This window comes from Allobosea sp. 05T422_2 (genome assembly GCF_056396265.1).
On sequence record NZ_JBFTLD010000020.1, the window covers coordinates 24,059 to 46,119 of the forward strand.

Consider the following 22,061-nt stretch of genomic DNA (forward strand, 5'->3'; position numbering starts at 1 on the left):
TCTGCCTCAGTTTTCCACGGTGCGGCGCGGCGAAGCCGGCTTGGCCGAAGCCACGCCCCGGATTTCCGCCGGAGGCCGCATGTCGACACCGTTGATCAGATCGGCGATCGGATCCCGGTCACGCACCGGGGCGGGAGCACGCTGTGCGGCCGCCTGGGCCGGCGCAGGGCGCGGGGCCGCATTGACGGATGCCGGTGGACGCGGCGCCGCTTCACGAGCCGCCTGCGTCAAGCCGCCCGGGCGCGAAGGGGGCAATTGCGCGGGCTCCGCCGGAACGGATGCGGCCGGAGCGGGAGCGGCAGGGGCCTGCTCGGTGCGCCGCTCCGCGTTGCGCGGCGACGGGGTGGCCGTCGTGGATTGTGAGAGGATTGGCGAGGGATGACGCGCCTTCTGAAACAGGAGCGCGTTCATCAGGATGGCCGCGGCGGCAGCCGAGAACAGGGTCAGGATCAGGCTACGACCCGGGCGACGCAAGGTTGCGCGCCAGATCCGCATCAGGAAGGACGCCTTGCGGCGAGCCGGCGGGGCGCGTCTCGCCGGAGCGGACAGGGTCGCGTTCGAGTGAGCGCGGGCTGCGAGTGTGACGGACATGGTCGGCTCTCGATCAGGCAGTCAGACGATAGGGTTCTTTGGTTTCGAAGCCGCGGCGCGGCGCTCGGGCGAAGGTAACGATCTTTGCGGGCTCGGAGGCCTGGGCGACGCCGCCAACCGGTAACCTCACCGAGACGCGCGTGCCGACACCTGKAGCGCTCTCCACCGTCAGGCGGCCACCATGCAGGCCGACGAGGCCACGCACCACCGACAGGCCGAGACCGGTGCCCTCATAGGCGCGGTCATAGGAGCCCTTGGCCTGGAAGAAGGGGTCGCCCAACCGTGGCAGATCCGCGGCCGCAATGCCGATGCCGGTATCGGACACCGAAAGATCGAGCATATCGCCGTCACGCACCACGGCCAGCGTGACCCGGCCGCCAGCCGGCGTGAACTTGATCGCGTTCGAAAGCAGATTCAGCAGGACCTGCTTCAGCGCACGACGGTCGCCACGCAGCAACGGCAGATCCGGGCCGATGACGCGTTCCAGGGCAACCTTCTCCGCTTCGGCACGTAGCGCCATCAGCCTGCAGCCGTCCTGGGCAAGTTCCGCAAGATCGAGCGGCTCCTGCTCGATCGCCATGACTCCGCTCTCGATCTTGGAGACATCGAGCAAGGTATTGACGACATCGAGCAGGTGATGGCCGGAAGCATGAATGATATTGGCGTATTCGAGGCGCTTGCCAGCATCGAGCAGGCCGTAACTGTCGGTTCCCAGCATTTCCGAGAAGCCGATGATCGCGTTCAGCGGTGTGCGCAGCTCATGGCTCACCGTGGCGAGAAACTGTCCCTTCTMGTCGCTCGCACGGACGGCCYCGGCATGGCCGCGCGCCCGCTCTTCGTCGAGCGCACGACGCGCGGTGACGTCGCGCATGACGCAAACGACCGCAGCCCCGTCCCGCGGCCCGGCATTCGCGACGCGATGCGCCTGCATCTCGAGCCAGAGGGCCACCGGAGAGGACGGCGTTCCCGGCTCGTCCTGGCGCGGCACGAACAGCGTGCGGAAGCAGGCGCTCGCTGTCCCGTCACCGTGCGCGGCATCGCTGAGCGCCTTGAGGAAAAGGGGGCGGTCGGCGACATGGACACGCTCGAGCAGCCCTCGCCCGATCAGCTCGCGCGGCTCTGCGCCCGTCAAGGAGGCCGAAGCCGCATTGGCGAAGACAACGGCGCCGGTCGCATCATGCCAGGTCACGAGGTCTCCAACATGGTCGAGCAGGAGCTGCGCACGCACGCCGGAGGCGCGATGTTCGCGCATCTCGTCGTCACGCCGCCACAGGAAGCCGAAGGCAACCACCGAGACATGCAGGATTGCGGCAGCAGCCAATAGCGGCATGGCAGCGGAGACCCAGGGAGCCGACTCCGCGGACAGGCCGAATGCATGCACGATTGCGACCGAAGCCAGGGCGCCGGCAGCGATGGCGCCGGCGCGGGCAACATAAGCCCGCGAGCCGAAGAACATGGCCTCCGCCGGAATGGCGGCGAGCCACAGCAGGAGTGGCGACGCGATCCCGCCGGTCATGCCGGAAAGCGCGACGATCAGGAGCGCCAGCGCTGCGGCCGAAATGCAATGGGCGAGTTCGAGCCGCCCGCTGCGCGAGAGAATGAAGACAGCCAGCAACGGAAGCGTCACCGCAATCAACACAAGCAGTTCAAGCGCGCCCATCGTACCCCGCCAGGCGAGATAGGCCGGAGCCAGGCTCAGGGCCACCGCGCCGAGCGTCAGCCGCGTCAGCATGAAGCGCTCGTGGCGGATGCGCTCAACGGAATTCGGCAGCACCGATGGATGAACCATCGCCGCTACCTGTGTCCTGATCGCCGTCATCGTGATGGGAAAACGCAACGCTCACCTCGGCAGGCCGACTTGCCTGTAACATCCCGATCCTTGCCGAGCCGGGTTTAAGCGGGGTTTAAGGCGATTGCCGACCGAACGCGCCGAACCTGTTCCGCGGAGAGAAATTCGACAAATTGTACAGATAGTTAGAGCAGTTCGGCCGACGAATTTCATCCATTTCGATGTTCGCAGCAGGGTGAACGGAAGCTGAAGATAGAGCTGCGCCTTCGATTCAAATGCATTGCTTACAAATGACGCGATCTTTTGAGATCCGGATCTAGGATGTCTTCGGGATCAGGGGCGAGCCGGCATTGCCGGCAACCGGGGAAACGAGCGATGGCCTATCTTCTGCGCAGCCTGGCGGTGATCGGGGTCATCGCCCTCAACTCACCCGTCCATGGCGGCAAAGCCGAAGATGGCGGCGCGGCTGATACCCTGCGCAACGTGGCGAAGGCTGCGAGCCAGGTCGATGTCAGGACAGTGGCGAATGGCGCCATGGCCGCCCGTGAGGCCGCAGAGATCCTGGCTGGTCTCGATCCGGAAACGCGCTCCCGCTTCCTGGCGCTCACGCTCAGTGCAGCAAACCAGAAACCTCTGGCCACTACCCGCTAGCAGACTCGCACCTATATCTTGAAGGGCGAGCGCTTGACGGGGGGCGCCGGTCGGCCGAAGACGCTCGCCGTTGCCGCCCCGCCCATGGCGCGGCTMCGAGCGGACAGGACATGAGCGCAAGCCTCGACGAGATCATCGCCAATTTCGAGCTGCTCGAAGAGTGGGACGACCGCTACCGGTATCTCATCGAGCTCGGCCGCAGCCTCGCCCCGCTGCCGGAAGAAGCGCATAACGACGACAACAAGGTCCGCGGCTGCGCCAGTCAGGTCTGGCTGGCGGCACGCAGGGAAGGCGGCCCCGGCGCAGGGACGCGCCTGCATTTCCTGGGGGACAGCGATGCCCATATCGTACGTGGCCTCGTTGCGCTGGCACTCGCGATCTATTCGGGCCGCACCGCCCAGGAGATCCTCGCGACGGACGCATTCACGATCTACCAATCCCTCGGGCTCGCAGCCCATCTGACGCCGCAACGCTCKAACGGCGTGCGCGCGATGATCGAACGCATCAAGACGGATGCCCGCAGGGCGGTCGCCTAAGACTGCTCAAGACCGAATGCGGCGGGCGCAGTGAAAGCTGTCGCGCGGCCGGTTAAGCCTCGCCTCCTGCCGCTTCCTCATTTGCTTCGCTGGGGGATGTCGGCGCCCCCAGGCGACGGCTGGGACCGATGAGCCGAGGCACGACGCGATCCCCGCCGAGCACGCCGGCAAGCGGCAGCGCCATGAAAAAGGCCGCCGGGAACYCGGCGGCCAGACGAACTGTTTGGTCGCAAGCGCTGCCCACATTGGCAGCGCCGTCCTCCGCGACAAGCAATCAGCGGCGCTTGCGGCGCTGCTGACCCAAGCCCATTTTCTTCGCCAGCTGCGAGCGCGCCTCGGCGTAGTTGGGAGCCACCATCGGGTAGTCGGGCGGCAGACCCCACTTTTCGCGATACTGCTCGGGCGACATATTGTACTGCGTACGAAGATGACGCTTCAGCGACTTGAACTTCTTCCCGTCCTCAAGGCAGATCAGATAGTCGGCCGTGATGGATTTCTTGACCGGAATGGCCGGCTTGGGCGCCTCGGCAGGCACAACCGGCGCAACACCACCAACAACGCGGCTCAGGGCGGCATGCACATCGCTGATCAAAGCGGGCAGTTCGGACGTAGGAACAGAATTGTTCGACACATAAGCGGACACGATGTCCGCGGTCAGCTCGATGAAATCCGAGCCGTCGTTGTCGGTCATGGCGAAAATACTCCTTATGTGTTCTTGGACAAAAAAATCGTCGGATCGGCCTGAACGTCCCGCGACTGAAGCCTTCGTTCTTCCAGCCCAGCAGCTGGTCAAGAGCTGCCCAAGCCAGAATCACAAAAAGCGAGACGACGAGGAAACGGTTTAATGCATAGAAAACACTCTCGCAAGACAATAATCGATCGCATGAATACATTCAAACGCCCGACTTACTGCACCCACGAACATTGTTCATAGCGTCCGTATTGTGTCGCGGCCATGATCATRCTCGGTCTGGTTGTCTTGCTCGCGCCACACACCGGCCTTACCTGTTCATTGCGCGCGCGAAGTACCCAAGTGTCCTATGCCTACCCGGATTTGAACTCCGAACCTTCGTGAACATCGCAACAAACGACGTTGACTACGCAACGATACCCACATCGCCCTCAATCCTTAACGCCATCTTAAGACAGTGCGAGCCCTGCCGTGACCAAACGCCTCCCCTTGCCTCCCCGTGCCGAGAAGCGGCCGGAGACCCGTACCGTTCACGGAGTTGCGCTGAGCGACGCCTATGGCTGGCTCAGGGCCGAGAACTGGAAGGATGTTCTCCGGGACCCCGGCAAACTGCCTGCAGATATTCGCGCCTATCTTGAAGCTGAGAACACCTATTGCGCAGCATTGATGGCACCGACGCGTGCTCTGCAGCGCGATCTGGTCAAGGAAATGCGCGGCCGGATCAAGGAAGACGATGCAGCCGTCCCACAGCCGGACGGCGCCTTCCTCTATTATTCGCGCTATCGGCGCGGCGGCGAACATCCTCTGATCTGCCGCAAGCCGCGCATCAGGCCCGAAAAGGGCGAAGCCCGCGAGCAGCTCCTGCTCGATGCCGACGCCCTGGCAAAGGGCAAGGACTTCTTCGAGCTCGGCGACGCGGCCCACAGCCCCGATCACAGCTTGCTTGCCTGGAGTGCGGACGAGGCGGGCTCGGAGCTCCACGACATCAAGGTCCGCGACCTTGCCACCGGAGCGGATCTGGACGACCGGATCACCGACACCACCGGCGACATCGTCTGGGCGCCCGATTCACGCTCCTTCGCCTATGTCCGTCTCGACGCCGATCACCGCCCGTCGCAGGTCTTCCGCCATCGACTTGGCACCGGGATGGACGAGGACGAACTCCTGCATGACGAGCAGGATGCAGGCATGTTCGTCGATATCGACGAGACCCAGTCCGGCCGCTTCCTGCTGATCTCGATCAGCGATCATGAAACCTCGGAGACCCGCTTCGTCGATCTTGCCGCACCGCAGGCTGAGCCGGTCCTGATCGCGCCGCGCGAGACGGGCCGCCAGTACAGCGTCGAGCATCACGGCGACGACTTCCTGATCCTGACCAATGCCGATGCCGAGGACTTCAAGATCGTCTCGGCCCCGCTCGCATCCCCATCGCCGGAGAATTGGCAGGACCTGATACCGCACCGATCAGGCCGCCTGATCCTCAGCCATCTCTGCCTGAAGGATCGGCTCATCCGGCTCGAACGCGAGGATGGCCTGCCGCGCATCGTCATCCGCGACCTCGCCAGCGGCGCCGAGAGCAGCATCTCCTTCGACGAGGAGGCCTATGGTCTCGGCCTCGATGCCGGCTACGAATTCGAAACCGACACGCTGCGCTTCCTCTATGCCTCGATGGCGCGCCCGGCCGAAACCTACGACTACAACATGGCGACGGGAGAGCGGACGCTGCTGAAGCGCCAGGAGGTTCCGTCCGGCCACGATCCGGCGGCCTATCGGGTGCGACGCGTCTTCGCGACGGCGAAGGACGGAGCCAGGGTCCCTGTCTCGCTTCTGCACCGGGCCGACCTTGCCCTCGATGGTTCAGCGCCCTGTCTGCTCTATGGCTACGGCTCCTACGGCGCGGCCATGTCGGCCTCGTTCCGGACCAATCCGCTCAGCTTGGTCGATCGCGGCTTCGTCTATGCCATTGCCCATATCCGCGGCGGCACCGACAAGGGCTGGCGCTGGTATCTCGACGGCAAGCGCGAGAAGAAGACCAACACCTTCACGGACTTCATCGCGGCGGCCGAGATGCTGGCCGATACCGGCTTTACTGCACGCGGCCGCATCGTCGCGCAGGGTGGCAGCGCCGGCGGCATGCTGATGGGCGCAATCGCAAACATGGCCCCGGAGCTGTTCGCCGGCATCATCGCCGAGGTCCCCTTCGTCGATGTGCTCAACACGATCCTTGACGACACGCTGCCGCTCACCCCGCCGGAATGGCCGGAATGGGGGAACCCGATCCGGGACGTCGAAGCCTTCCACATGATCAAGAGCTATTCGCCCTATGACAACGTCCAGGCGCAGGCTTACCCGCCGCTGCTCGCGATGGGCGGGCTCACCGACCCTCGTGTGACCTATTGGGAACCGGCAAAATGGGTCGCGCAACTGCGCGCGACCATGACCGGCGGCGGGCCGGTCCTGCTGCACACCAATATGGAGGCCGGCCATGGCGGCTCGGCCGGGCGCTTCGACTCGCTGAAGGAGGTGGCGCTGGCCTATGCCTTCGCCATCCACACGATCCGCGAGGGATGGCCGGAGCAAGCGGCCGCCAAGAGCTGATCAGCCGCCAAGCCTGCTCTTCTCGCTGGCGAGATAGGTCTTGAGCTCGTCCATCGAGGCGAACTTGTACTCGCCATCGGGCGTACGAGCCTGGATGGAACCATCAGCATACATCGTGAAATGCGTGTCGCCGACCTGATAAGCTCCGACGACGCCCTCGTCGGAGGTCGCCGGGCCGGGCGGCTCGGGAACCGTTTCCGTCTCTTCGCCGGAGATTGCCTCCTCGGCTTCATCCAGCGGCTCGCCCTCAGCCTCGGTCTCCTCGAAGACCGGCTCGATCCGAGATTCCGCCTCAGTCGTGTCCGGTTGGACCTCCGGCGCATCCGCACTCTCGACATCCGGCTCCAGCCGTGGCGCTCCGCTGGTCAGCGGCGGCCAGCGCGGTATCGTAGGCTCATCCGCCACTTGCTCGGGCTCGCCAAAAGTMGGCTCACGCCGGCCGAAGGCCGGTGCCATCCAGGCGGCGGCCTCGTCGATCTCGCGATCGCGCTGATCGAACGATGTTTCTCCCGCCGGCAGATCGGGCTCCGGTTCGGGCTCGAAATCGGGTTCCGGGCGCTGCGGACCGAACGAGAGATGCTGGCGCAAGGCGCCGAAATCATCGGCTTCCACGGGGGGCTTGGCCTCCTCCGGGCGCGGCCTCTCGACCTGCGGCCACCAGGCTGGCGCTTGAGGCGAACGCAGGTCTTCGTCACCCGCCACAGCGCCCGTGTCGGCGTCCTCGACCTCTCCGGCGGCTTCGTCCTCATGCTGCGTCACGAAGGAAGCGGCAATCGACGGGGTGACAACGTCCGGCGCAAGCTCGGGCAGCACCGCTTCCGTTTCATGCGGCTCATGCAGTTCGGCCGTGGGGGCATCCGCCCTGCCCTTTTCGGGCTCCTCGACCGCGTCAATGGCCTCCTCACGCCGGTCAGCGGGCAGCTCCGAGGGGTGCGTGATCTCATCGAACAGATCGCTGATCACAGGCTCAGGCAAGTCCTGGGCGGCAGCGGGAGCATCCTCAGCGCCACCGCGCATTGAAGCTGCCAGGGCCCCGCCGGCGGCGACAAGCCCGGCCCCTGCTGCCACGGTGCCAAGGCCCGGAAGCGTCGACCGGGCTTCGCCCGGGATCGTCCGTACATCGTCATCCATCTCCACCGATGCCCGCGCCGCGTCAGCGGCGGAAGGCCCGGCTGAGGCCACCGTCAGCGCACCGGCAATCGCCACCCTGACGCGGCGCAGTTCCACCAGGACCCACGACAGGGCAAGCAGGATGATCCCAGCAGCGACAGCCACGCTGCCGGCTATGACCAGGGTGAAGCCCCGCTCGAGCACGAGGTAGGGCCAGCCATTAACGATGGCAGCGATGCCACCGGCAAAGAACCCCAGGCCCAACAGAACGAAGATCGTTATCAACGCAGTACCCTCAGTATCCACCGGAGGCAGGCGGCTTCATCGCCTCTCCGATCATCTTCTAACTTATTGAATAAGAGACTGTTTCACAATTCGCACTGAACTATGCCTGCAAATGGCCTGTTCATTGTGCCCCGTCCCGCATGTTTCGGGCCGTTTGCTCCGACGCAATATCATGGCCCACGGCGCGCCAAGCCGGTTGCCGGCCGGAAGCGGGAGGCTTAACTATCGCGTGGAATGGCGGCTGATCCGCCGGGCTGGCAAGTCCCAAGCCGTTCATGACGAAGCCATTCTCAGCAGTGTGATTTGACAGCCTAAGGAGAGGCCAAATGACCTTTACCCTTCCCGATCTGCCCTACGCCCATGACGCGCTCCAGCCGTTCATGTCGCGGGAGACGCTGGAATATCACCACGACAAGCACCACCAAGCCTATGTCACCAACGGCAACAACGCGATCAAGGGCACCGAATTCGAGGGCAAATCGCTCGAAGAGATAGTCAAGGGCTCCTACGGCAAGAACCCGGCTGTCTTCAACAATGCCGGCCAGCACTACAACCACCTCCATTTCTGGAAGTGGATGAAGCCCAATGGCGGCGGCAAGCTGCCGGGCGCGCTGGAGAAAGCCGTCGTCGATTCGTTCGGCTCCGTCGACAAGTTCAAGGAAGACTTCGTTGCGGCTGGCGTTGGCCAGTTCGGCTCCGGCTGGGCCTGGCTCGAGGTCAAGGGCGGCAAGCTCGCGATCAGCAAGACCCCGAATGGCGAGAGCCCGCTGGTTCACGGCGGCACGCCGATCCTCGGCGTCGATGTCTGGGAGCACTCCTACTACATCGACTATCGCAACCGCCGTCCCGACTACCTCAAGGCCTTCCTCGAGAGCCTGGTGAACTGGGACTACGTTGCTGAACTCTACGACGGCGCCAAGGCCTGACGGCAGCGCAGTCGTGACCCTATGCGACGGGGCCCTTTCGGGCCCCGTTTTGCATTCTTGGTAGGGTGACGGTCAGGCCGCCACGCTGTGCAGGAATTGGTCGACCGTCGCGCGCAGTCGCAATGCCTGGGCCGCAACCTCGCCAGCGGCATCCCGAACCTGCCCCGCAGATTGTCCGGTCTCCTCGACGCTGTCCGCGAGCACGCTGAGATCGCTCGACACCGACAGCGCTGAAGAGCTTGCCATCGCAACGCCGCTGGCAATCTCGCCGGTCGCGATCGCCTGCTGCTCGATCGACGTTGCGACCGCGTTCGTGAAGTTCTCGATCGCGCCCATTCGGTTGGCGATGTTCAAAATGGCGCCGACGACCTCACCGGTCGCCCCCTGGATGGCGCCAACCTGTGTCACGATCCGATCTGTTGCATCCGCCGTCTGCGCCGCAAGACTCTTCACCTCCGACGCAACGACCGCGAAGCCACGCCCAGCGTCGCCGGCGCGCGCAGCCTCGATCGTCGCGTTGAGCGCCAGCAGATTCGTCTGTGCGGCGATATCCCGGATCAGATTCACCACCTCGCCGATCGCGCGAGCCGTTTCGTCCAGCGCTTGTACCGAACCCGCGGTGTCGCGCGAGGCTGAGGCTGCCTCGACGATCTCGGTGCGGACATGCCGGATCTGAAACTCGACCTCGCGGATGGCCGCGCCCATCTCTTCGGCGGCCTGTGCGGCGTTCTCGACATTGGCCGAGGCCCCGTGCGAGTTCTGGGCGGCGCGGGCCGCACGTCCCGACGACTCTGCCGCAACACGCGCCAGGCCATCCGACGCTTCGCTCATCCGTTCGGCGTTGTTCTTGAATGCCTCCAGCGCGGCACTAACCTCGCCCCGGAACAGGGCAATCGATTCGTCGACGCGGCGCTGCTGGTAGCGGCGTTCGGCCTCGGTGACGTGCTGGGCCTCCTGGAGGGCCGCACGCTCTCCCAACCGGACCTTGAGCACGCTGAGCGCCTGCGCGATCGCGCCGATCTCGTCCCTCCGGTCTGCCGCGTCGATCGGTGTATCGAGCTTGCCGTCGGAGATGCTGACGATGGCCTGGGTCATGCTCTTCAGCGGCCGCATCGTGCGCGACAGGGAAACCCAGAGCAGTGGTCCGAGAATGAGCAGGATCAGAACGCCGATGCCGATCGTGACGAACTGCTCAAAGGAGGCCCGCGCATTGAGGCGCGTCTTGTCGAACCGGACGGCGACATAGCCGACCTGCTTCTGGTTCGGCCCAATCCGCACCGAACGAAGCTGGACGAGGTAGACATTATCCTCAAGCTGAAGAGTATCGCGCTCCTTCAAGGCATCCCAGGGCTCGCGCCCAAGTGCCGCCGCCAATGAGCGTGGGGTGAGCGAAAGCCTGCTCTCGGTCGATTCGCCGGCGCTCGCCAGGGCAACGATGTCATCGGCGACGAAGCCGGCATTGAAATCGGGGTCCTGACGCAGCGATTCGAGGATGTATCCCAGTGTCGTGGTGTCACGGGACAGAATTAGCGCCGGAGCGGCATTCGTGACCATGCTGGTCAGCGCAGCGATCTTGTGCTCGAGATCGTCGCGGGTCTGGGCCTGATTATAGCGTGATGCCACGATCACGAGGATGAGGATGGCCGCCGCGACGATGGCAATCGCCGCCCCAGCGATCCTGCTGCCGAGCGAGAGCGAACCGCGTGTTCCAGCCGAGCGCTTCGATGCAACCATCGCGATCGCCCCAGATCGCTTCAACCATGCCATAGCGCCGAGATCTCCGCCGGAGGCTGCAAGGGTAGGATCCGAACGGACCGGTGCTTACAAACTGAGCGATCACGGTAAATTTTCGATTGCGTAGGGTTAGCTTCGCGGCAAAGTTTTTAGCCGGCACCGACCTGTGGTCAAAACAGCTCCGAGAAGCGCGCAATTCTGAAGCCCGGCGGAGGCACGAACGCGGCAAGGGCAGCGTGTTCGAGCGCGCGCGTGGCGATCACCGGATCGAGCCGCGCCAGTTCGTCATCGATATGTCCGGGATGACACATCACAAGATGTGCCGCTCCGGGCGCGATCAGGAAATGGCGCAGATCCGCGCCGAAGTCGCGTTCGGAATCGAATGGCGAAACGCCAGAGAAGCCCCGGTTGACCGGGATCCCGCGCCGCAAGGCCTGCGAGCGCAGGCCCACGGCCAGACCAGCGATCACCAGTGCCTTGCCTACCGCCACCCCGCGCTGGCGGATCGCCCGGGCCGAGTCGGCCGGATCGCGCAGATAGACCGTCCCTTCCGGGTAGTGGCGCTGGATCGCCCGCAGCACCGCTCCGCGGACGCCCGGCAGCACGTGGACGTGCTGATGGCCGTCGACAAAATCCGGTGCGTGGCCCAGCGCGTCCTCGAAGGCTTCGAGCTGACGGCCGATCTCGCCCGCGATCTCGGCGCGGGCTGCGGCCGAGGTCGCCGCCGCCCGCGCGAGATCGCCGAGCCTTGGGAACATGCCCGCTKGCGCGACCCGATGCATCGGCCCAAGCGGGGCAGCGCAGGTCAGATTGAGATGCAGCCCGAGATCAGCCCTGCCGGAAAAGCTGCCCAGTTCGGAGGCAAGGCGCTGCCAATGCGGCCGGTTTGTCATTGCGCCCGTCGCCGAGAGCTTTCCAAGCGCAAGCAATTCCAGGATCGAACGGCTGACGCCTTCGGTCATGGCAAAATCATCGGCACAAAGAACGAAACGGATCGTCATCGATTTCGTTGTCCAGGGTTCATCCGCGATGGTGTAAGGGGCCCGTCGTAGGACTTGTGAGCACAACAGCTTTACGGTTCTGTGCCCATCGCGTCACCCGTGTCGAGCCCGGCTTCGCCGGAAGGCGGGGCCGGCCCGTCCTGGCCGGATCAAGAGGTCAGTCGTGTCGGAAACTTCGCCCGCTCCCAGCCTCGCAGTGCAGCGCCCCGCGCCTGCCCGGCCGGAGCTCTCCATCGTCGTCCCCGTTCACAACGAGGCCGATAATCTGCCGCTTCTCGTCGAGCGCCTGAAATCCGTGCTGACAGGCGTGGTTTCGTCCTGGGAAATGATCTGCATCGATGACGGCAGCCGCGACGGCTCGCTCTCCGTGCTGCGCCTGCTGAACGCCAGCGACCCGCGCATCAATGCCGTGTCGTTCAGCCGCAATTTCGGCAAGGAGATCGCCATCGCCGCCGGGCTCGACCATGCTTCGGGCGATGCGGTGGTGATCATGGACGCCGATCTGCAGCATCCGCCGGAAACCATCCTGACCTTCMTCGCCAAGTGGCGGGAAGGATATCTCAACATCTACGGCCAGCGCGCCGACCGCTCGGGCGAGAGCCGGCTGAAACGCGGCTTCGCCAAGGCTTTCTATCGGGTCTTCGCCAGTTTCGGCGAGACGGAGTTGCCGGAGGGCGCGGGCGATTTCCGCCTGCTTGACCGCCGTGTTGTGGACGCATTGCGCGCCCTGCCGGAGCGGGCACGGTTTTCCAAGGGTCTCTATGCCTGGGTCGGCTTCCCCTCGACCGGCGTGACCTTCGAAGTCGCCGAGCGCCAGCACGGCGTCACCAAGTTCAGCTTCCGCAAGTTGTTCAGCTTCGCCTTCGACGGGTTGTCCTCGTTCTCGACCGTGCCGCTCAAGATAGCGACCTGGACGGGGGTGATCATCGCCCTGATCTCGACCTTCAGCGCCTTGTTCTTCCTGTTGCGGACGCTGCTCTACGGCACCGACCTGCCTGGCTTCCCTTCGCTGATCGTGTCGATCATGTTCTTCTCGGGCATCCAGCTGATTTCGCTCGGGCTGATCGGCGAGTATGTCGGACGCATCTTCGCGGAAGTGAAGCGCCGGCCACTCTACCTGATCGGCGAGCGGGTCGGTTTCAACGCGCGCGCCGTCGATCATCCGCGCGGCGACGCATTGCCGCCATTGATCCGCTAAGAATGGTGCAGACGATTCGGCTTGTTCCGGCGCAGGCGAGCGCGCCTTGGGGCAAGAGCGAGGCCTGGAGTTCGAGCATGACGCCGTCCGCACGCCGGAAACCACATCCCGGCCTCATGCGCTGATGTTCAGGAAGATCCTGTCCGTTGGCGGCTTCACGCTGCTCTCCCGCCTGAGCGGTTTCCTGCGCGACATCGCTCTCGCCGCCGTGCTCGGCGCCGGCGCGATGATGGATGCTTTTTCCGTCGCGTTGCGGCTGCCCAATCATTTCCGCGCGATCTTCGGCGAGGGCGCCTTCAACCAGGCCTATATCCCGGCCTATGCGCGCATCAGGCAGCAGACCGGAGACGCCGCGGCGGCGCTCTTCGCCAACCGCGTCTTCACGCTGAACCTGATCGTGCAGGTCGTTCTGCTCGCACTCGCCCTGCCCCTGATGCCCGAGGTCGTGCGCCTGCTCGCGCCCGGCTTTGCCAACGATCCTCAGCGCTTCGAGCTTGCGGTCGCGCTGACGAGGATCACCTTCCCCTATCTGCTCTTCATCACGCTGGTGACGTTGCTCGCCGCGAACCTGAACGCCGTCGACCGTTTCGCAGCCGCAGCGGCAGCGCCGGTCCTGCTCAACATCTGCCTGATCGCTGCACTGTTCATCGCCTTCCTGTTTCCGAGCGCAGCCTATGCCGCCGCCTGGGGCGTCGCCGTCGCGGGCCTGCTCGAATGGCTGCTGCTGGTGCTTGCGGCCCGGCAGGCCGGCGTGTCGACGGCGCTGACGCGCCCGCGTGTCGATGCCGATGTGAAGAGCTTTCTCAAGGCTTTCGGCCCGGCCGTCATCGGCTCCGCCGGTGTGCAGATCGCGCTCTTCGCCGACACGATCATCGCCTCCCTGCTGCCGCGTGGCGCCTATGCCTCGCTCTACTATGCCGAACGGCTCTACCAGCTGCCGATCGGCGTGATCGCGATCGGGGTGGGTACGGTGCTGTTGCCGACCATGAGCCGCCTGATCGCGGCCGGCGATATCCACGGCGCGGACAAGGCGCAGAACCGGGCCGTGGCGCTGACGCTGGTCATGGCCGCCCCCTTCGCCGCAGCCTTCCTCGCCATCCCGGAGCTGATCGTCTCGGCCCTGTTCGAACGCGGCCGTTTCGATGCGGCAGCAAGCCAGGCGGCGGGCGCAGTGCTGTTTGCCTATGCAATCGGGCTCCCGGCCATCGTGCTGATCCGCTCGCAGGTCTCCGCCTTCCAGGCTCGTGGCGACACCACGACGCCAATGCTGGTTTCGCTTGCCGCCATCGCCGCCAATGTCGCGCTCAAGCTGCTGCTCTGGCGCGATTTCGGCGCGCCCGGGCTTGCGTTGGCGACGGCAACCGGAGCCTGGATCAATGTCGGTGCCTTGTTCGTCCTGGCGCTGCGCCGCGGCTGGACGAAACCGGACCGGCAGCTTCCCGGGCTGATCGTCATCACCCTCGCAGGTGGTGTGATTGCCGGGCTGGTCGCCCGTGTGCTCGCGCCCGGTGTCCTGGCCGCACTGGCGCATGTCCCGGTCGAGCCGCGCCTTCTGGCACTCACCGCGATCGGGCTGGTGGCCGCGAGCCTCTATCTCGTGATCGTTGCTGGCGGGTTGAAGGCGGCAGGCCTGTTCCGGCTCCTGCGCTGACCGGCAGATTCGTCAGGCCCTGAGCCGGGCTGCTCCGGAGCGAATGCGCGCGGCGGCCTCCGCAACCATGCGCTCGACGATCTCGGCTGCCGTCGGGATATCCGAAATCAACCCGGCAGCCTCGCCGAAGATCACTGCGGCGCCCTGCGGATCGCCGGCCATGAAAGCCGCCTTGTAGGCCGGGGCCTCCGCTTCGATCACGTCCTTGAGTTCATGGTCCCGGCCAACCCATTTCGCAATGAAGGCGTTGGCGCTGACCCGGATATCGAACGGTCTTGGCCAGTCGAGCTGGCGGACGATATCGGGGAGCGACGAGCGCACGGTCTCGTCCCCCGTCGCGGCGACGGCGACCGCATGGTGATTGGCGTGAACCAAGGCCTCACGGCTCGCCCAGAAACGCGTACCGACCAGAACGCCGTCTGCCCCCAGCATCAGGGCCGCCGCGAGTCCACGGCCATCGGCGATGCCGCCCGCCGCCAGCAGCAAAGTATCAGGGCTTTCGCGTGCGAGCAGATCGGCCACTTCCGGCACGAAAGGCAGGGTCCCGCGCGCTTGACCGTGACCACCGGCTTCGGCGCCCTGCGCGACGATGACGGCTGCGCCGGCCCGCAGCGCCTGCCGGACATGAACAATCGACTGGCACTGGCAGATCATCGGCACGCCAGCCGCCGCGATCTCGCCCGCAAAGGGTGCAGGATCGCCAAAGGAGAGCATCAGCGCCGCAGGCTGATGCTCGAGAACCTTGCCAAGCAAATGCGGCTGCCTCGCAAGCGACCAGGTGATGAAGCCGCAGCCGGTCCGGGTATTGCCGGCTGCGGCGAATTGCTGGTCCAGCCAGGCATCATCGCCGTAACCGCCGCCGATCAAGCCCAGCCCGCCGGCGCGCGTTACAGCGGCGGCCAACGCCCCGCCCCCGGCCAGAGCCATCGGCGCGGACAGGATCGGATGATCGATCCCGAAGCGCTCGGTGAGCCGGGTGGCGAGGCACGCCACAGTGACTAGGCGGTCTTGGAGTGCGCGAAGTCCATGTAGAGTTCGCGCGCCTTGCGGAACAGCGGGCCGGGCTGGAGCGCGGTGTTGTCGATCCGGGAAACCGGCATGACCTTCGAGTAGTTGCCGGAGATGAAGATCTCGTCGGCCTGCTCKAAATCGCTGTAGCGCAGGCTGGTCTCCTCGACCGTGATACCGTCCTGGCGCAGCAGCGAAATGACGCGCTGGCGGGTGATGCCGTTCAGGAAGGTGCCGTTCGCGACCGGGGTCTTCACCACGCCGTCCTTGGCCATGAAGATGTTGGACGTCGCCGTCTCCGCGACATTGCCAAGCATGTCGAGCACCAGCGCGTTGTCGAAACCGGCCGCCTTGGCGGCGCGCAGGACACGGGCATTGTTGGGGTAGAGGCAGCCGGCCTTCGAGTCCGTCGGCATGGTCTCGAGCGTCGGGCGGCGATAGGCGCCCTGCGTCACCGAGAAGCCGTTCGACGGCACCGGCATCGGAGCCTCGAAGAGGCAGAGGCAGAACTTGGTCGACTCAGGGTCGGCCATGATGGTCGAGAGACCGTCTGCCTCGCCCCAGTACATCGGCTTGACATAAAGCGCCGTGCCCGGGGCGAATTTCTTCGCGCCTTCATAGGTCTTGGCGATGATCTCCTCAGCCGACATCGTCGCCTTCAGGCCGAGCGCATGGGCCGAGCGGTTTACGCGAGCCGCATGCTTGTCGAGATCGGGCGCCTTGTCCTCGAAATAGCGAGCCCCGTCGAAGACGGTCGAAGCCAGCCAGCTGGCATGGGTCCGCGGGCCCATGATGCCCGGATTTCCCTCATGCCATTCACCTTCGAACCAGCTCCAGGTTTGCGAATACCAAGCCATAACCATCCTCGATTTTGTCAGTGTTATTGACCGACACCGTCTGCCGCCCCGCCGCGCGCGTCAACATGCCGAAGGCCCTCCGGCAATGACGTCATGTGATGGAAGCAATGCAGCCGGGTGATGGATCACAAGCCAAAGGCGCGGGCGAGCGAAACCACCGCCATGCCGACGACAAGTGCCAGAAGCTCGCTTCGGCGCAGTACCATGCTGCCGACAGCGGCCAGCAGCGCCAGCGCCGCAGCARGCCCCAGACGCTCGACCAATGGCAGCACGGTTGCGACGACGATCGAGCCCGGCAATGCGGCCAGCCCGCGCCGGACATGCGGCGTGAGAGGGATGAACCCCATCAACACCACGCCCGAGATGCGACAGAGATAGGTGGCGATCGCCATGGCGGCGATCGCTGCCCAGGCTCCCCAGCCGGCGAGATCAGGCAGCGTCATCGAGGAAAGCTCCAGCGACCGCGCCAGAGAGCGCTCCGACGATGATGAAGGCATAGCCATCGACCAGCTTGGCCGTGACAAGCGCCACGATGCCCGCAACCAGCCAGGGCCGCGCCGCCTTCCGGCCACGCCAGAGCGGCACGATCATCGCTGCGAAGAAGATCGGCATCACGAGATCGATGCCATAGCGTCGCGGATCACTCACCAGCGAGCCGAGCAGATATCCCGGCACGGTGGCAAGAACCCAGACAACCCAGAGCAGGAGTCCGCCGCCGATCAGCACGCCGAGATCGCGCCCACCCTCGGCGTGATAGCGCGTTCCGACCAGCCAGTTCGCATCGGTGAAGAAGAACAGATGCAAGGCGTTGAGGGCCCGCGGAAAACGCGAGAACCAGGGCTGAAGCGACGCACCTTGCAGCACCATCCGCGCATTCACCGTCGCGGTGACGGCTGCAAGGCCGGCGATCGCCCCCCAGGTCCATTCCGGCCGCCAGAGTTCCATCGCCACGAGCTGCGCGACCCCGGCATAGACAATCGCGCTCATCATCACGGTTTCCAGCAGGCTCAGGCCCTTCGCCGCGGCGGCTGCACCGAAGGCAACCGCGAAAACGATGATGCCCGGGAGCACCACGGAAATCTTGCGGACTCCCAGAATCATGCCGCGCCAGGTCACGGGCGCGCGCGCTTCCTTCGGGAGTGGGTCGGGTGACGACGTCATGCTTCTTCCATGGACCAAGCAGGCCCCGCGTCAACGGGTCCAGGCGGCGCCGTTGCATGAATTCCATGCAGGGCGGCGCAACGCGGATCAACAGAGGCGACGGAACGCCCCGAGCCCGCTAGCATTCTGCCATGCTCTGGCTGACCTCGATCGATACAAAGGCCTCCACACTCCCCGCGGTCTGGCTGATCCCGACCAGCGAGCGACCGGCCAATCTGATGGAGCGCGCGCGGCTCAGACATAGCGTGGCTGGGCTCGTGCTGGACCACCAGCTCGGCCAGCCAGCCGCCACCAGTGAGATCGGCCATGACGAGCGGGGCCGACCGCTGCTCGTCGGCCCCGCTGGCCGCGACCTGCATCTTTCTCTCGCGACGCGCTCAGGCATCGTTGCCGTGGGCCTTGCCGAGCGGCCGATCGGCGTCGATGTCGAGCGGGTGGAACAGCAAACAGAGCCGCCGCTGGCCGTTCTGCACCCCACCGAAAGGGACATTCTGCTTGCCCTGCCTGCGGCTGAAAGACCGCTCGCCTTCGCGCAACTCTGGAGCGCGAAGGAGGCCTATGTGAAGGCACTGGGCACGGGCTTTGCGCACGCGCCCGAACGCTTCTGCGTGAGATTCCTGGCGGAAGGATTCTTCACGGTCGAGGACGCGGGCGTTCGCTCCATCGGTCTCGGAGCGGCCCGCCTCATGAAAAACGGCGACCAGGAAGACCTGGCCGCCGCGATTGTCGTACTTGCCTGAAGGGCGGCTTAGCCGGGCTGGTTCACCGGCTTGCGCTTCAGGACGTAGCCGATGATGCAGACAAGCGCCGCGCCGAGAGCCGCGCTGACATAATGGGGCAGGTTCGCAGGCCCGACGCCGAGCGGGTTGACGTCCGTCGAGACCGCCTTGACCCAGGTCGGCATGTTCACCTGCAGCCATTGCAGCACGGCGATATCACCCAGAATCATCTCTGCCGCGATCCAGCCGAGCAGTGCAGCGCCAATCCAGATCAGGATCGGGAAACGCTCGATGATCGAGGTCAGGAGCTGCGCGCCCATGATGATCAGCGGGATCGAGAGCAGCAAGCCGAAGATGAAGAGCTCAGGGTGGCCCTTGGCGGCGCCGGCGATCGCGATGACGTTGTCGAGGCTCATCACGGCATCGGCGATGGCGATGGTGCGCACGGCCTTCCAGAGATTGTCCGCTGCCTTGATGTCGGTATGCGCTTCCTCTTCACCCTTGGCGAGCTTGACCGCGATCCAGAACAGCAAGAGGCCGCCGACGACCTTCAGATAGGGCACGGCCAGCAGATAGGTGACCACCAGAGCGAAGGCGATACGCAGGCCGACCGCCGCACCCGCGCCGAGCCAGATGCCGACCTTGCGCTGATTCTCCGGAAGGGAGCGGACGGCAAGCGCGATCACCACCGCGTTGTCGCCGGACAAGAGCAGATCGATCCAGATGATCTGCAGCAGCGAGATCCAGAATTGGCTCGACGAAAAATCCATTTTACGGTCAGTCCTCTATCAAGTTGCCGGGTCGGGCCGGCGTGATTTCAGCCAATAGCCAAGGCCGAGAACCAGCAGCGCTCCAAGGATCGCCGCCGGATATTCAAGCTGGTGCATCACTGCTGCACCAAATTGCGATGCGAACCAGGGGTCGCTATCGAGCATCTCGCCCGCGACCCAGCCGAGCAGCCCCGCCCCCGCCCAAACCAGGAGCGGGAACTGGGCCAGCAGGCGGGTGATGAGAGAGGCCCCGACGACGATCAACGGGATAGAGATCACCAGCCCCGCCACCAGGAGCGGAATCGAGTCCTTGGCGACCGCAGCGATCGCCAGGACATTGTCGAGGCTCATGACGATATCGGCGATCGCAACCGTCTGAACGGCCTTCCAGAGCTTGCTGCTGGCGGCGATGGCGTCGTCGTCACCCTCGCCATCCTCCAGAACCAGCTTCACGGCGATCCAGAACAGCAGCACCGCCCCGGCGATGCGCAGGAAAGGCGCGCTCAGGAGCGAGGCCACCACGACCGTGAACACGACCCGCAGCAGCACGGCGACAATGGCACCAAGCGCAATGCCCTTGGTGCGTTGCGCCGGTGCCAGCGCCCGACAGGCGAGCGCGATCACAACCGCGTTGTCGCCCGACAGCACGATGTTCAGCACGATGATTTCGAAGAGCTTGCCCCAGAGGAGGGGATCGGCCAGCGAAGCAGCGGTGAAATCCATGGATGAAGCAGCCTCTCGCGGAATATGATCGCTTTCTAGCCAATACCCTGGCTGGAGTCGCGCCCTTCTTGCTCAGCCCAGTGCCTGCTCGACTGCTCTGCCCGCAGCCTCGGTGYTCAAGGTTCCGCCGAGATCGCGCGTGCGGGTCCGGGCGTCTCCAAGGGCACGCTCGATCGCGGCCTCGATGGCCTTTGCGGCCTCACGCTCGCCGAGATGGTCGAGCATCATCGCGCCTGACCAGATCTGGCCGACGGGATTCGCGATGCCCTGGCCGGCAATGTCGGGCGCCGAGCCGTGAACGGGTTCGAACAGCGAAGGGAATTCACGGGTCGGGTTGATGTTCCCCGACGGCGCGATGCCGATCGTGCCGGTGCAGGCCGGCCCGAGATCGGACAGGATGTCACCGAACAGGTTGGAGGCGACCACGACGTCGAAACGGTCGGGATTCAGCACGAAATGCGCGGTGAGGATGTCGATATGGTACTGATCGACCGCGATATCCGGATAGTTCTTGGCCATCTCCTTCACCCGCTCGTCCCAATAGGGCATGGTGATCGAGATGCCGTTCGACTTGGTGGCCGAAGTCAGCTTCTTGCGCGGCCGGCGCTGGGCGAGCTCGAAGGCGTATTTCAGCACGCGGTCGACGCCGACGCGGCTCATCACCGTCTCCTGTAGCACGATCTCGCGCTCGGTGCCGGCATACATGCGCCCACCGACAGAGGAGTACTCGCCCTCGGTGTTCTCGCGCACGACAAAGAAATCGATATCGCCCGGCTTGCGGTTGGCCAGCGGGCCAGGCACGCCGGGCATCAGCCGCACGGGGCGGAGATTGACATACTGGTCGAATTCACGCCGGAACAGCAGCAGCGAGCCCCAGAGCGAGATGTGGTCCGGCACCTGCGCCGGCATGCCGACAGCACCGAAATAGATCGCGTCATGCCCACCGATCTGGTCCTTCCAGTCGTCGGGCAGCATCTTGCCGTGCTTTGCGTAGTAGTCGCAGGAGGAGAAATCGAAGCTGTCGCAGCGCAGCTCGAAGCCGAACTTCTTCGACGCCGCTTCGAGCACCCGCAGACCTTCGGGCATGACCTCCTTGCCGATGCCGTCGCCGGCGATCACAGCGATGCKGTAGACGCGATTGGTTCCGGTCATGTGTCTTCTCCGAAGAAAGCCGTGAATTCGGCGGCGACGAGATCGGGGATCTCCTCCGCCAAATAATGGCCACCGGGCAAGGGCCGGCCTTGGACATTCTGTGCACGCTGGCGCCAGAGCGCTAGGGGATCGAAGCAGCGCCCGATCACGCCCTGCTCGCCCCAAAGCGCCAGCAGGGGCTGCTCAAGCTTGCGGCCACCATCCTCGTCGTCATGACGGAGGTCGATGGTCGCAGCCGCGCGATAATCCTCGCAGCTCGCGTGAATCGTCGCCGGATCGGCGAAGCAGCGCAGGTAGTGTTCAAGCGCCTCAGGCGCGAAAGGGGTCAGACCGGCGGAGCCCGAGCCGCATTTCTTCAGCCAATAGGCCTTGGAATCAGCACCGATCATGCGCTCGGGAAAGGGCGCGGGCTGGATCAGGAAGAACCAGTGCCAATAGGCACGCGCGAAGGCGTCGGTGGTATTGGCATACATCTCGCGCGTGGGCGCGATGTCGAGCGTGGCGAGCCTCGTCACACGGCCTGCGTGGTCGAGCGCCAAGCGATGGGCCACGCGCGCGCCGCGATCATGCGCCCCAACGGCAAACCGATCATGTCCAAGCGCAGCCATGACCTCGACCATGTCCTGCGCCATCGCACGCTTGGAATAGACAAGATGAGCGGCATCGGAGACAGGCTTCTCGCTGTCGCCATAGCCACGCAGATCTGCACACACTAGGGTAAAACGCCGCTTCAGCCGGTCCGCGACCTTGTGCCAAAGCGCATGCGTCTGCGGATAACCGTGCAGCAGCAGCAAGGCTGGCCCCTCCCCGCCCGTCCGCACGCGAATTCGCGCACCCGACGTCTGAACGTCGAGCAGGCGAAAGCCAGGGAAAAGGCTGTCCGCAACGGGACATTCGGAGATGGTCATAC

At 65.0% G+C, this 22,061-nt stretch carries 21 protein-coding genes; 7 read left to right on the forward strand and 14 right to left on the reverse strand.

What is annotated here, in order from left to right; translation table 11 throughout:
• Positions 1-6 precede the first annotated feature (6 nt).
• Positions 7-591 carry a hypothetical protein gene (locus tag AC1DJT_RS06075; protein ID WP_441506502.1) on the reverse strand — a complete coding sequence of 195 codons (585 nt, stop codon included), beginning with the start codon at positions 589-591 and terminating at the stop codon, positions 7-9.
• A gap of 13 nt (positions 592-604) precedes the next feature.
• Positions 605-2,428 carry a PAS domain-containing sensor histidine kinase gene (locus AC1DJT_RS06080; protein WP_476833718.1) on the reverse strand — a complete coding sequence of 608 codons (1,824 nt, stop codon included), beginning with the start codon at positions 2,426-2,428 and terminating at the stop codon, positions 605-607.
• Positions 2,429-2,755: 327 nt separating this feature from the next.
• Between AC1DJT_RS06080 and AC1DJT_RS06085 the strand changes: the two genes are divergently transcribed.
• Together AC1DJT_RS06085 and AC1DJT_RS06090 are read left to right on the forward strand one after the other, a co-directional pair.
• Positions 2,756-3,031: a hypothetical protein gene (locus AC1DJT_RS06085; protein ID WP_441488986.1), complete on the forward strand. Its 276-nt coding sequence runs from the start codon at positions 2,756-2,758 to the stop codon at positions 3,029-3,031.
• Between the two features lie 110 nt (positions 3,032-3,141).
• Complete coding sequence (locus tag AC1DJT_RS06090; protein ID WP_441506500.1) at positions 3,142-3,567, forward strand: SufE family protein; 426 nt, start codon at positions 3,142-3,144, stop codon at positions 3,565-3,567.
• 274 nt (positions 3,568-3,841) lie between these two features.
• On the opposite strand, the gene AC1DJT_RS06095 is transcribed toward AC1DJT_RS06090, so the two are convergent.
• Positions 3,842-4,258 carry a Ros/MucR family transcriptional regulator gene (locus AC1DJT_RS06095; protein ID WP_043233741.1) on the reverse strand — a complete coding sequence of 139 codons (417 nt, stop codon included), beginning with the start codon at positions 4,256-4,258 and terminating at the stop codon, positions 3,842-3,844.
• Positions 4,259-4,729: 471 nt separating this feature from the next.
• Here AC1DJT_RS06095 and AC1DJT_RS06100 point away from each other — a divergent pair, with 471 nt between their 5' ends.
• The gene (locus AC1DJT_RS06100) at positions 4,730-6,856 is read left to right on the forward strand and encodes a S9 family peptidase (protein ID WP_441506499.1); all 2,127 of its coding nucleotides are present in this window, start codon (positions 4,730-4,732) and stop codon (positions 6,854-6,856) included.
• Here the strand turns inward: AC1DJT_RS06100 and AC1DJT_RS06105 are convergent, their stop codons facing one another.
• A complete protein-coding gene (locus AC1DJT_RS06105) occupies positions 6,857-8,251 on the reverse strand; it encodes a hypothetical protein (protein WP_441506498.1) in 1,395 nt (464 codons plus the stop codon).
• Between the two features lie 326 nt (positions 8,252-8,577).
• Here AC1DJT_RS06105 and AC1DJT_RS06110 point away from each other — a divergent pair, with 326 nt between their 5' ends.
• Positions 8,578-9,177, forward strand: coding sequence for a superoxide dismutase (locus AC1DJT_RS06110; RefSeq protein ID WP_069877416.1), 600 nt, complete (start codon positions 8,578-8,580; stop codon positions 9,175-9,177).
• Between the two features lie 72 nt (positions 9,178-9,249).
• On the opposite strand, the gene AC1DJT_RS06115 is transcribed toward AC1DJT_RS06110, so the two are convergent.
• Entirely contained in the window at positions 9,250-10,911 is a 1,662-nt protein-coding gene (locus AC1DJT_RS06115) for a methyl-accepting chemotaxis protein (RefSeq protein ID WP_476833719.1), read from the reverse strand.
• Between the two features lie 170 nt (positions 10,912-11,081).
• Positions 11,082-11,912 carry a ChbG/HpnK family deacetylase gene (locus AC1DJT_RS06120; RefSeq protein WP_476833720.1) on the reverse strand — a complete coding sequence of 277 codons (831 nt, stop codon included), beginning with the start codon at positions 11,910-11,912 and terminating at the stop codon, positions 11,082-11,084.
• Between the two features lie 163 nt (positions 11,913-12,075).
• Here AC1DJT_RS06120 and AC1DJT_RS06125 point away from each other — a divergent pair, with 163 nt between their 5' ends.
• Positions 12,076-13,110: a glycosyltransferase family 2 protein gene (locus tag AC1DJT_RS06125; protein WP_476833721.1), complete on the forward strand. Its 1,035-nt coding sequence runs from the start codon at positions 12,076-12,078 to the stop codon at positions 13,108-13,110.
• Between the two features lie 124 nt (positions 13,111-13,234).
• Complete coding sequence (gene murJ / locus AC1DJT_RS06130) at positions 13,235-14,761, forward strand: murein biosynthesis integral membrane protein MurJ (protein ID WP_441489227.1); 1,527 nt, start codon at positions 13,235-13,237, stop codon at positions 14,759-14,761.
• A 12-nt stretch (positions 14,762-14,773) separates the two neighbouring features.
• Here murJ and AC1DJT_RS06135 read toward each other — a convergent pair whose 3' ends face one another.
• The 4 genes from AC1DJT_RS06135 to AC1DJT_RS06150 form a co-directional block, all read right to left on the reverse strand.
• Positions 14,774-15,664, reverse strand: coding sequence for an NAD(P)H-dependent flavin oxidoreductase (locus AC1DJT_RS06135; RefSeq protein ID WP_476833722.1), 891 nt, complete (start codon positions 15,662-15,664; stop codon positions 14,774-14,776).
• 95 nt (positions 15,665-15,759) lie between these two features.
• Positions 15,760-16,626, reverse strand: a complete 867-nt coding sequence (locus AC1DJT_RS06140; protein ID WP_476833723.1) for a branched-chain amino acid aminotransferase — start codon at positions 16,624-16,626, stop codon at positions 15,760-15,762.
• 125 nt (positions 16,627-16,751) lie between these two features.
• Positions 16,752-17,069 carry an AzlD family protein gene (locus tag AC1DJT_RS06145; RefSeq protein WP_476833724.1) on the reverse strand — a complete coding sequence of 106 codons (318 nt, stop codon included), beginning with the start codon at positions 17,067-17,069 and terminating at the stop codon, positions 16,752-16,754.
• Positions 17,056-17,787, reverse strand: coding sequence for an AzlC family ABC transporter permease (locus AC1DJT_RS06150; RefSeq protein WP_441488976.1), 732 nt, complete (start codon positions 17,785-17,787; stop codon positions 17,056-17,058). The genes AC1DJT_RS06145 and AC1DJT_RS06150 overlap by 14 nt, the downstream gene beginning before the upstream one ends.
• A 131-nt stretch (positions 17,788-17,918) precedes the next feature.
• Between AC1DJT_RS06150 and AC1DJT_RS06155 the strand changes: the two genes are divergently transcribed.
• A complete protein-coding gene (locus AC1DJT_RS06155; protein WP_441506495.1) occupies positions 17,919-18,527 on the forward strand; it encodes a 4'-phosphopantetheinyl transferase family protein in 609 nt (202 codons plus the stop codon).
• A gap of 8 nt (positions 18,528-18,535) precedes the next feature.
• On the opposite strand, the gene AC1DJT_RS06160 is transcribed toward AC1DJT_RS06155, so the two are convergent.
• The 4 genes from AC1DJT_RS06160 to AC1DJT_RS06175 all read right to left on the reverse strand — a co-directional run bounded on the left by AC1DJT_RS06160 (position 18,536) and on the right by AC1DJT_RS06175 (position 22,059).
• On the reverse strand, positions 18,536-19,276 hold the full coding sequence (locus AC1DJT_RS06160) for a TerC family protein (RefSeq protein WP_441488974.1): 741 nt from the start codon (positions 19,274-19,276) through the stop codon (positions 18,536-18,538).
• An 18-nt stretch (positions 19,277-19,294) separates the two neighbouring features.
• Positions 19,295-19,999 (reverse strand): TerC family protein, encoded by a 705-nt coding sequence (locus AC1DJT_RS06165; RefSeq protein ID WP_441488973.1) that lies wholly within the window; start codon positions 19,997-19,999, stop codon positions 19,295-19,297.
• A gap of 72 nt (positions 20,000-20,071) precedes the next feature.
• On the reverse strand, positions 20,072-21,151 hold the full coding sequence (locus AC1DJT_RS06170; protein ID WP_476833725.1) for a tartrate dehydrogenase: 1,080 nt from the start codon (positions 21,149-21,151) through the stop codon (positions 20,072-20,074).
• A complete protein-coding gene (locus AC1DJT_RS06175) occupies positions 21,148-22,059 on the reverse strand; it encodes an alpha/beta fold hydrolase (RefSeq protein WP_476833726.1) in 912 nt (303 codons plus the stop codon). The genes AC1DJT_RS06170 and AC1DJT_RS06175 overlap by 4 nt, the downstream gene beginning before the upstream one ends.
• Positions 22,060-22,061 lie beyond the last annotated feature (2 nt).

Bases quoted from the DNA above. Each gene is read 5' to 3' on its own strand.
- AC1DJT_RS06075 (WP_441506502.1), bottom strand. From the start codon at position 591: ATGTCCGTCACACTCGCAGCCCGCGCTCACTCGAACGCGACCCTGTCC.
- AC1DJT_RS06085 (WP_441488986.1), top strand. From the start codon at position 2,756: ATGGCCTATCTTCTGCGCAGCCTGGCGGTGATCGGGGTCATCGCCCTC.
- AC1DJT_RS06095 (WP_043233741.1), bottom strand. From the start codon at position 4,258: ATGACCGACAACGACGGCTCGGATTTCATCGAGCTGACCGCGGACATC.
- AC1DJT_RS06110 (WP_069877416.1), top strand. From the start codon at position 8,578: ATGACCTTTACCCTTCCCGATCTGCCCTACGCCCATGACGCGCTCCAG.
- AC1DJT_RS06115 (WP_476833719.1), bottom strand. From the start codon at position 10,911: ATGGTTGCATCGAAGCGCTCGGCTGGAACACGCGGTTCGCTCTCGCTC.
- murJ (WP_441489227.1), top strand. From the start codon at position 13,235: ATGTTCAGGAAGATCCTGTCCGTTGGCGGCTTCACGCTGCTCTCCCGC.
- AC1DJT_RS06150 (WP_441488976.1), bottom strand. From the start codon at position 17,787: ATGACGTCGTCACCCGACCCACTCCCGAAGGAAGCGCGCGCGCCCGTG.
- AC1DJT_RS06155 (WP_441506495.1), top strand. From the start codon at position 17,919: ATGCTCTGGCTGACCTCGATCGATACAAAGGCCTCCACACTCCCCGCG.
- AC1DJT_RS06160 (WP_441488974.1), bottom strand. From the start codon at position 19,276: ATGGATTTTTCGTCGAGCCAATTCTGGATCTCGCTGCTGCAGATCATC.
- AC1DJT_RS06165 (WP_441488973.1), bottom strand. From the start codon at position 19,999: ATGGATTTCACCGCTGCTTCGCTGGCCGATCCCCTCCTCTGGGGCAAG.
- AC1DJT_RS06175 (WP_476833726.1), bottom strand. From the start codon at position 22,059: ATGACCATCTCCGAATGTCCCGTTGCGGACAGCCTTTTCCCTGGCTTT.